Source organism: Pseudomonas sp. AD21, assembly GCF_002878485.1.
Classification (GTDB): domain Bacteria; phylum Pseudomonadota; class Gammaproteobacteria; order Pseudomonadales; family Pseudomonadaceae; genus Aquipseudomonas.
On the sequence record NZ_NQYG01000059.1, the window covers coordinates 25,337 to 34,365 of the forward strand.

Here is a 9,029-nt window from a genome sequence, read left to right on the forward strand (position 1 = left end):
GAGTCCGGCAACTTCACAGAATGTCTCGATATTTCGCAGACAAAAAAATGCCCCGCCGTTTTCACGGCGGGGCATTTTTATTGCGCTAAAGCGGTGGGGTGATTAAACGCCCGAAGCCTTGGCAGCTGCCACGTCTTTGATGGACAGCTTGATACGGCCGCGGTTGTCCACGTCCAGTACCAGCACTTCCACTTCCTGACCTTCTTTCAGGATGTCGGTGACTTTCTCTACGCGAGCGTCGCTCAGCATCGAGATGTGCACCAGACCGTCCTTGCCAGGCAGGATGTTGACGAATGCGCCGAAGTCGACGATGCGCTCAACCTTACCGACGTAGATCTTGCCGATTTCAGCTTCTGCAGTGATGCTCAGAACGCGCTGACGAGCAGCTTCTGCAGCTTCCTTGGTTTCGCCGAAGATCTTGATCGAACCGTCGTCTTCGATGTCGATCGAAGCCTTGGTTTCTTCGCAGATCGCACGGATGGTCGCGCCGCCTTTACCGATAACGTCACGGATTTTGTCGGTGTCGATTTTCATCGCGATCATGGTCGGTGCGTTGGCCGACAGTTCGGTACGCGACTGGCCGATGATCTGGTTCATCTGACCGAGGATGTTCAGGCGCGCTTCCAGGGCTTGGCCCAGAGCGATTTCCATGATCTCTTCGGTGATGCCCTTGATCTTGATGTCCATCTGCAGCGCGGTGACGCCTTTGGCGGTACCGGCTACTTTGAAGTCCATGTCGCCCAGGTGGTCTTCGTCACCGAGGATGTCGGTCAGAACAGCGAATTTTTCGCCTTCTTTAACCAGGCCCATGGCGATACCGGCAACCGGCGCCTTCATTGGAACACCAGCGTCCATCAGGGCCAGGGAAGCACCGCAAACCGAAGCCATCGAGCTCGAACCGTTGGATTCGGTGATTTCCGACACCACGCGAATGGTGTACGGGAACACGTCAGCGGCTGGCAGCATGGCCGAAACCGAACGACGGGCCAGACGGCCGTGACCGATTTCACGACGACCAGCACCACCCATGCGACCACACTCGCCCACCGAGAACGGAGGGAAGTTGTAGTGCAGCATGAACGGGTCTTTTTTCTCGCCTTCCAGGGTGTCCAGCAGCTGTGCGTCACGGGCAGTACCCAGAGTCGCAACTACCAGAGCCTGGGTTTCACCACGGGTGAACAGAGCCGAACCGTGAGTCTTCGGCAGAACGCCGACTTCGATGTTCAGCGGACGTACGGTTTTGGTGTCGCGACCGTCGATACGTGGCTTGCCGTTTACGATGTTTTCGCGAACGGTGCGGTATTCGATTTCGCCGAAAGCCGCTTTGACTTCGCTGGACGAAGGCTGGCCTTCTTCACCGGACAGTTTGGCAACAACCTGATCCTTCAGCTCACCCAGGCGGGCGTAACGATCGGCCTTGATGGTGATGGTGTAAGCCTGGGAGATCGCGTCGCCGAACTCGGCGCGGATCGCGCCCAGCAGTTCGGTGGCTTCTGGAGCCGGAGCCCAGTTCCAGGTTGGCTTGGCAGCTTCAGCGGCCAGTTCTTTAACAGCGTTGATCACGACCTGGAACTCGTCGTGAGCGAACAGTACTGCGCCCAGCATCTGGTCTTCGGTCAGCTCTTTGGCTTCCGATTCAACCATCAGTACGGCGTCCGAAGTACCGGCAACGACCATGTCCAGGCTCGAAGCAGCTTGCTGCTCGTAAGTCGGGTTCAGCAGGTAGCCGGTGCTTTCGTGGAAAGCTACGCGAGCGGCGCCGATCGGGCCGTCGAACGGAATGCCCGAGATTGCCAGGGCAGCCGAGGTACCGATCATCGCAGCGATGTCCGGATCGGTCTTCTTGCTGGTGGAAACGACGGTGCAGACAACCTGCACTTCGTTCATGAAGCCTTCTGGGAACAGCGGACGGATCGGACGGTCGATCAGTCGGGAAGTCAGGGTTTCTTTCTCGGAAGGACGGCCTTCACGCTTGAAGAAACCGCCAGGGATCTTACCGGCAGCGTAAGTCTTTTCCTGGTAGTGAACGGACAGAGGGAAGAAGCCCTTGCCTGGATCGGCTTGCTTGGCACCGACTACGGTCACCAATACGCTGACGTCGTCGTCAACGGTGACCAATACTGCGCCGGAGGCCTGACGGGCGATACGGCCAGTCTCGAGGGTAACGGTCGACTGACCGAACTGGAATTTTTTGATTACCGGGTTCACGGTGTCCTACCTTCTTTGTGGCTCTTGGGGGAACTGGTTTCTTGCGAAATTCTTGGGCAATGTCGGGAATCGGCCCGCTGACTGTCCGGGTAAAACGGTAGTGCAGATAAAACTTGAGGCTGGGAGCCTGCCAGCCACCAGCGGAAAACCGCTGATGCCTGACAGACAACCAACCTCATAGCGCAATCGCTGATTAGCGACGCAGACCCAGGCGGCCGATCAGAGCGCTGTAACGGCTCAGATCCTTGCCTTTCAGGTAGTCCAGCAGCTTACGACGCTGGTTTACCATGCGGATCAGACCACGACGGGAATGGTGGTCTTTACCGTTGGCCTTGAAGTGACCTTGCAGTTTGTTGATGTTGGCGGTCAGCAGTGCAACTTGCACTTCTGGCGAACCAGTATCACCAACAGCTTGCTGGTAGTCGGCAACGATTTGAGCTTTTTCTTGAACGTCGAGAGCCATGAGGCAATCCTTTTATCAGGAAACTGTTTCAAAAACAGTTTCAACAGGCCAGGGACAAATCCCTGTATCTATAAATGAGTCGTGACCGTGCCTGTTAACAGCCACACTCGCCGGCCCGCTATTACACGGACCGGTTTCCGGTCATTCTGACCGAATCAGTCGACGCGGCGCGATGCGCCCGTCTTCGCTCACTTCACCGATACCGATGAAGCGACCGTTGTGATCCTGTACCCGTACCATGCCGAACTTCGGAGCATCCGGGGCACGTACCGGCTGGCCGTTGAGCCAGTAGAACGCACTCGCTTCGGAGAAGTGCAGCAACGGCCAATCCTGCAGGCCGCTGTCCGATGGCATCAGGAAGCGATCCACCGCTTCGTTGCCGCCTTCGGCATGTACCGCTTCTAGCTCTTCGAGGGTCACGGTCTGCGCCAGGGTGAAAGGCCCGGCCTGGGTACGGCGCAATTCCGCGACGTACGCACCACAACCGAGTTGCTCACCGATATCCTCCACCAGGGTGCGAATATAGGTGCCCTTGCTGCAATCCACCGCAAGACGCGCAGTATCGCCTTCGAAGGCCAGCAATTCCAAGCGCGCAATAGTAACAGAACGCGGTTCGCGCTCCACTACTTCGCCTGCACGGGCCAGCTTGTACAGCGGCTGCCCGTCACGCTTGAGTGCCGAGTACATCGGCGGTATCTGACTGATTTGCCCACGAAATTTCGGCAGAACCGCTTCGACATCGGCGCGACCAACGGTCACCGGGCGCTCCTGCAAAACCTCACCCTCGGCATCGGCCGTGGTGGTGGTCTTGCCCAATTGCGCCAGGGTTTCATAACCCTTGTCGGAATCGAGCAGGTATTGCGAGAACTTGGTTGCCTCACCAAAGCACAGCGGCAATACACCGGTGGCCAACGGATCGAGACTGCCGGTGTGGCCGGCCTTCTCGGCGTTGAGCAACCAGCGAACCTTCTGCAACGCGGCGTTGGAGGTAAACCCCAGCGGCTTGTCGAGCAGGATGATACCGCTGACGTTACGACGGATACGTTTGACCTGAGCCACCGAATTACTCCTTGGTGTCTTCAGGTTCAGCAGCGACCGGGTGCTGATTGTCTTCAGCAACCGCACGCTCGATCAGGGCCGACAAGTGCGCACCACGGACAACGGATTCGTCGTAGTGGAAGTGCAATTGCGGCACGCTGCGCAGCTTCATCTCACGGGCCAGCTGCATGCGCAGGAAACCTGCGGCAGCGTTGAGCACCTTGATGCTTTGCGCGATGTCTTCAGCGTTGTCCTGCCCCATCACGGTGATGAAAATCTTCGCGTGACCGACGTCACGGCTGACTTCCACAGCGGTAATGGTGACCAGGCCAACACGTGGATCTTTGACTTCACGACGGATCAGTTGGGCCAGCTCACGCTGCATCTGATCGCCGATACGTTGGGTACGGCTGTATTCTTTTGCCATGATTTGTTACCTGTTACTGCCCCACGGTGAAACCCGCAAGGTCTGAAAGCGGCAAACGCCCGGCCTGACAAATGCCAGACCGGGCGTTGCGTTTAGAGTCCGGGTGATGCGCCGCACATGTGAATGTGGCCGGCCATCACGGCTCCTGAAGTGCGCGAGTTAGAGGCTGCGAGCAACCTGAACCTTCTCGAAGACTTCGATCTTGTCGCCGACTTTGACGTCGTTGTAGCTCTTCACGCCGATACCGCATTCCATGCCGGCACGTACTTCGGAAGCGTCATCCTTGAAGCGGCGCAGGGATTCCAGCTCGCCTTCGAAGATAACGATGTCTTCACGCAGTACACGGATCGGACGGTTACGGTGCACAACACCTTCGATCACCATGCAACCAGCGATCGCGCCAAACTTCGGCGAACGGAACACGTCACGCACTTCGGCCACACCCAGGATGTTCTCGCGAACATCGCTGCCGAGCATGCCGGTCAGGGCTTTCTTGACGTCTTCGATGATGTCGTAGATCACGTTGTAGTAACGCATGTCCAGACCTTCCTGCTCGACGATCTTCCGTGCGCCAGCATCGGCACGCACGTTGAAGCCGAACAGTACAGCGTTGGAAGCCAGTGCCAGGTTAGCGTCGGACTCGGTGATACCACCGACACCGCCGCCGACTACGCGCACTTGAACTTCGTCGTTGCCCAGGCCATTCAAGGCACCGTTCAACGCTTCCAGCGAACCACGGACGTCGGATTTGAGGACGATGTTGAGCGTCTTCTTCTCGGCCTGACCCATGTTTTCGAAGATGTTTTCCAGCTTGCCGGCGTGAGCGCGAGCCAGTTTGACTTCGCGGAACTTGCCTTGACGGAACAGAGCCACTTCACGGGCTTTCTTCTCGTCAGCAACTACGCTCATCTCGTCGCCAGCGTCCGGGGTACCGTCCAGGCCGAGGATCTCGACAGGGATGGATGGACCGGCTTCTTTAATTGGCTTGCCGTTCTCGTCGAGCATGGCACGCACGCGGCCATAGTTCGAACCGACCAGAACCATGTCGCCTTGGCGCAGGGTACCGTCTTGAACCAGAACGGTTGCAACCGGGCCACGACCTTTGTCGAGACGCGACTCAACCACAACGCCACGGCCAGGAGCCGACGGAGTTGCTTTCAGTTCGAGAACTTCGGCTTGCAGCAGAACAGCTTCGAGCAGCTCGTCAACACCAGTACCGACTTTCGCCGAAACCGGTACGAACGGCGTATCACCGCCCCACTCTTCAGAAGTCACGCCGTGAACCGACAGTTCGCTACGGATGCGATCGAGATCAGCGCCCGGCTTGTCGATCTTGTTCACTGCAACAACCAGCGGAACGCCAGCCGCTACTGCGTGCTGAACAGCTTCAATGGTCTGCGGCATCACGCCGTCGTCCGCTGCAACCACCAGGATCACGATGTCGGTCGCCTTGGCACCACGAGCACGCATTGCGGTAAACGCGGCGTGACCCGGGGTGTCGAGGAAGGTGACCATGCCGCGTTCGGTTTCAACGTGGTATGCACCGATGTGCTGGGTGATACCACCGGCTTCGCCAGCAGCTACCTTGGCACGACGGATGTAGTCGAGCAGGGAAGTTTTACCGTGGTCAACGTGGCCCATTACGGTCACGACTGGAGCACGAGAGAACGACTCACCTTCAAACTTCAGGGACTCGGCCAAGGAATCTTCCAGGGCGGTGTCGCTGACCAGGGTCACTTTGTGGCCCAGTTCTTCGGCTACCAGTTGAGCAGTTTCCTGATCAAGCACCTGGTTGATGGTGGCCGGTGTACCCAGCTTGAACATGAACTTGATGATTTCAGCAGCCTTGACCGACATCTGATTGGCGAGATCGCCAACAGTGATGGTCTCGCCGATCTGCACATCACGCACGACAGGGCCGGTTGGGCTCTGGAAACCGTGGGCGTTGCGTTTCTTCAGCTTGGCCTTGCCGCGACCACCGCGACGGAAGCCATCGCTTTCTTCGTCGGTAGTGCGTGGCGCCACGCGTGGAGCCGGCGCTTTTTCTTTGACCGATGCGCGATGCGGAGCGTTTTTACGCTCGCCATCACCACCACCGCTGCGACGATTGTTGTCGTCGGCACGTGGTTTGTCCGGACGACGCTGTTCGTCACGCTTGCGAGTGTCGGCAGCTGGCGCAGCAGCAACAACCGGCGCAGCTTCGCGCACAGGTTCGGCCACTGGAGCAGGTGCTGCAACAGCTTCGGCAGGAGCGCTCGACGCAGCAGCAGGCTGGCGACGCGCTTCTTCTTCAGCGCGCTGCTTGGCTTCTTCAGCCTTCTGACGGGCAGCATTTTCTACTGCGCGACGCTCTTCCAGTTCACGCTGGCGCTCGGCTTCGATTTCTTCCGGGCTGCGCTGTACGAAAACTTTCTTCTTGCGAACTTCTACGCTGATGCTCTTGCTACCAGCCACACGCAGGGTGCTGGTGGTTTTACGCTGCAGCGTGATCTTGCGTGGTTCTTCCACTTTCGCCTTGTGGCTGCTTTTCAAGTGAGTCAGCAGGGATTGCTTCTCACTGTCAGTCACATGTTCTTCGGCGGCGGTGTGCGGCAGACCTGCCTCACGCATCTGCTGCAACAGGCGCTCTACCGGTGTTTTGACCTCATCGGCCAGTTGTTTCACCGTGACTTGCGTCATGCACTTCTCTCCTCAGGCCGCGCCTAATTACTCGAACCAGTGGGCTCGGGCGGCCATGATCAACTTGCCGGCACGATCATCGTCAATGCCGTCGATGTCGAGCAGGTCGTCAATAGACTGCTCGGCCAGGTCTTCGCGGGTAATTACGCCGCGCACCGCCAGTTCCATCGCCAAATCCTTGTCCATACCCTCAAGCGAGAGCAGGTCTTCGGCCGGATGGGCGTCTGCCAGCTTTTCCTCAGTAGCGATGGCTTTGGTCAACAAGCGATCCTTGGCACGAGCGCGAAGCTCGTTGACGATGTCTTCGTCAAAGCCGTCGATGTTGAGCATTTCTTCCAACGGTACGTAGGCAATCTCTTCCAGGCTGGTGAAGCCTTCATCAACCAGCACCTGAGCCAGCTCTTCATCGACTTCCAGCTCGTCGATGAAGTTGCGCAGGATGTCGCCGGTTTCTGCTTGTTGCTTAGCCTGGATGTCCGATTCGGTCATCACGTTCAGGGTCCAGCCAGTCAACTGGCTAGCCAGACGCACGTTCTGACCACCGCGACCGATGGCCTGAGCCAGATTGTCTGCGCCAACGGCGATGTCCATGGCGTGGGCATCTTCGTCAACGATAATGGCCGCCACTTCTGCCGGCGACATGGCATTGATCACGAACTGCGCCGGGTTATCGTCCCACAGGACAATATCGACACGCTCGCCACCCAACTCGCCCGACACGGCCTGGACGCGCGAACCGCGCATACCGATGCACGCGCCCTGCGGGTCGATGCGTTTGTCCTTGGAGCGGACAGCAATCTTGGCACGCGAACCCGGATCACGAGACGCTGCCATGACTTCGATCAGGCCTTCAGCGATTTCCGGCACTTCGATACGGAACAGTTCGATCAGCATTTCCGGCGCGGTACGCGACAGGATCAGCTGCGGGCCGCGGTTCTCGGTGCGGATTTCCTTGAGCAGTGCACGCAGACGCACACCGACACGGAAGGTTTCGCGAGAAATGATGTCTTCACGAGCCAGCAACGCTTCGGCGTTGTTGCCCAGATCGACGATCACGTTGTCGCGGGTCACTTTTTTCACGGTGCCGGAGATGATTTCTCCCAGGCGCTCGCGATAGGCGTCGACCACTTGAGCGCGCTCGGCTTCACGCACTTTCTGCACAATGACTTGCTTGGCAGTCTGTGCGGCAATGCGGCCGAACTCGATGGATTCGATTTTTTCTTCGACGACGTCGCCAACCTTGGCGCCAGGATGCGTTTCAGCAACCTTGGTCGGCCAGGTTTCGATGGCCGGATCGTCGAGGTCATTCTCTTCGACGACCGTCCAGCGACGGAAAGTTTCGTAGGAACCGGTGTGGCGGTTAATTTCCACACGCAGGTCAACTTCGTCTTCAAAACGCTTTTTGGTAGCAGTGGCCAGGGCCAGCTCCAGCGCTTCAAAAATTACGCTTGCCGGTACGCCCTTTTCATTGGATACCGACTCAACAACCAGCAGTACTTCTTTGCTCATCGTACGCCTCGCCTTTCGCAAGCCATTGGATCCGCGGGATCCGCGTCTCAGTCAAAACTGGGAATAATGTTGGCCTTGTCGATCATGTCGATCGGCAACAGGAATTCATGGTCTTCTACCTGCACCACGACGTCCTGCTCTTCTACACCGCGCAGAAGGCCCTGAAAGTTGCGTCGCCCTTCAAAAGGCGAGCGCAGCTTGATCTTTACTTGTTCACCGGCAAATTTTGCAAACTGCTCAAGAGTGAACAGCGGGCGTTCCATGCCAGGCGAGGAAACTTCAAGTGTGTATTCAACGGCGATCGGATCTTCAACATCCAGTACACCGCTGATCTGACGGCTGACAATGGCGCAATCGTCCACCAGCACACCGCCCTCTTTATCGATATAAACGCGCAACATCGAGTGACGACCCTGAGCCGAAAACTCGATACCCCAGCATTCATAGCCCAGGGCCACGACCACCGGGGCCAGCAAGGCCTGCAACTCTTCTAGCTTGCTCGACACCTGAACCCCCTAGTGCATGATATGTGCATGCTTTGCAAAATAAAAAAATGGGCGAAACGCCCATCCTTGAAACGCCGTCGAACAGCGGCGTAGAAAGTGTCCAGCTAACAAAAAGCCCCTTAAAAGGGGCTCCTTAAACTGGTTGCGGGGGCCGGATTTGAACCGACGACCTTCGGGTTATGAGCCCGACGAGCTACCA

7 protein-coding genes are annotated in these 9,029 nt (G+C 57.7%); all 7 read right to left on the reverse strand.

Translation table 11 applies throughout. From position 1 onward, the window contains the following. Positions 1-102: 102 nt before the first annotated feature. Positions 103-2,208: a polyribonucleotide nucleotidyltransferase gene (gene pnp, locus PseAD21_RS24100; protein ID WP_102358317.1), complete on the reverse strand. Its 2,106-nt coding sequence runs from the start codon at positions 2,206-2,208 to the stop codon at positions 103-105. Positions 2,209-2,401: 193 nt separating this feature from the next. Further along, on the reverse strand, positions 2,402-2,671 hold the full coding sequence (rpsO, locus tag PseAD21_RS24105) for a 30S ribosomal protein S15 (protein ID WP_003221553.1): 270 nt from the start codon (positions 2,669-2,671) through the stop codon (positions 2,402-2,404). 141 nt (positions 2,672-2,812) lie between these two features. Beyond that, complete coding sequence (gene truB / locus PseAD21_RS24110; protein ID WP_024011571.1) at positions 2,813-3,730, reverse strand: tRNA pseudouridine(55) synthase TruB; 918 nt, start codon at positions 3,728-3,730, stop codon at positions 2,813-2,815. Between the two features lie 4 nt (positions 3,731-3,734). Further along, a complete protein-coding gene (rbfA, locus tag PseAD21_RS24115; RefSeq protein ID WP_007915259.1) occupies positions 3,735-4,136 on the reverse strand; it encodes a 30S ribosome-binding factor RbfA in 402 nt (133 codons plus the stop codon). 159 nt (positions 4,137-4,295) lie between these two features. Continuing rightward, positions 4,296-6,815 (reverse strand): translation initiation factor IF-2, encoded by a 2,520-nt coding sequence (infB, locus tag PseAD21_RS24120; RefSeq protein WP_102358319.1) that lies wholly within the window; start codon positions 6,813-6,815, stop codon positions 4,296-4,298. 27 nt (positions 6,816-6,842) lie between these two features. Next, positions 6,843-8,324 carry a transcription termination factor NusA gene (gene nusA / locus PseAD21_RS24125; protein ID WP_093435760.1) on the reverse strand — a complete coding sequence of 494 codons (1,482 nt, stop codon included), beginning with the start codon at positions 8,322-8,324 and terminating at the stop codon, positions 6,843-6,845. A 47-nt stretch (positions 8,325-8,371) separates the two neighbouring features. Further along, a complete protein-coding gene (gene rimP / locus PseAD21_RS24130; RefSeq protein WP_007993601.1) occupies positions 8,372-8,830 on the reverse strand; it encodes a ribosome maturation factor RimP in 459 nt (152 codons plus the stop codon). Positions 8,831-9,029: the final 199 nt, after the last annotated feature.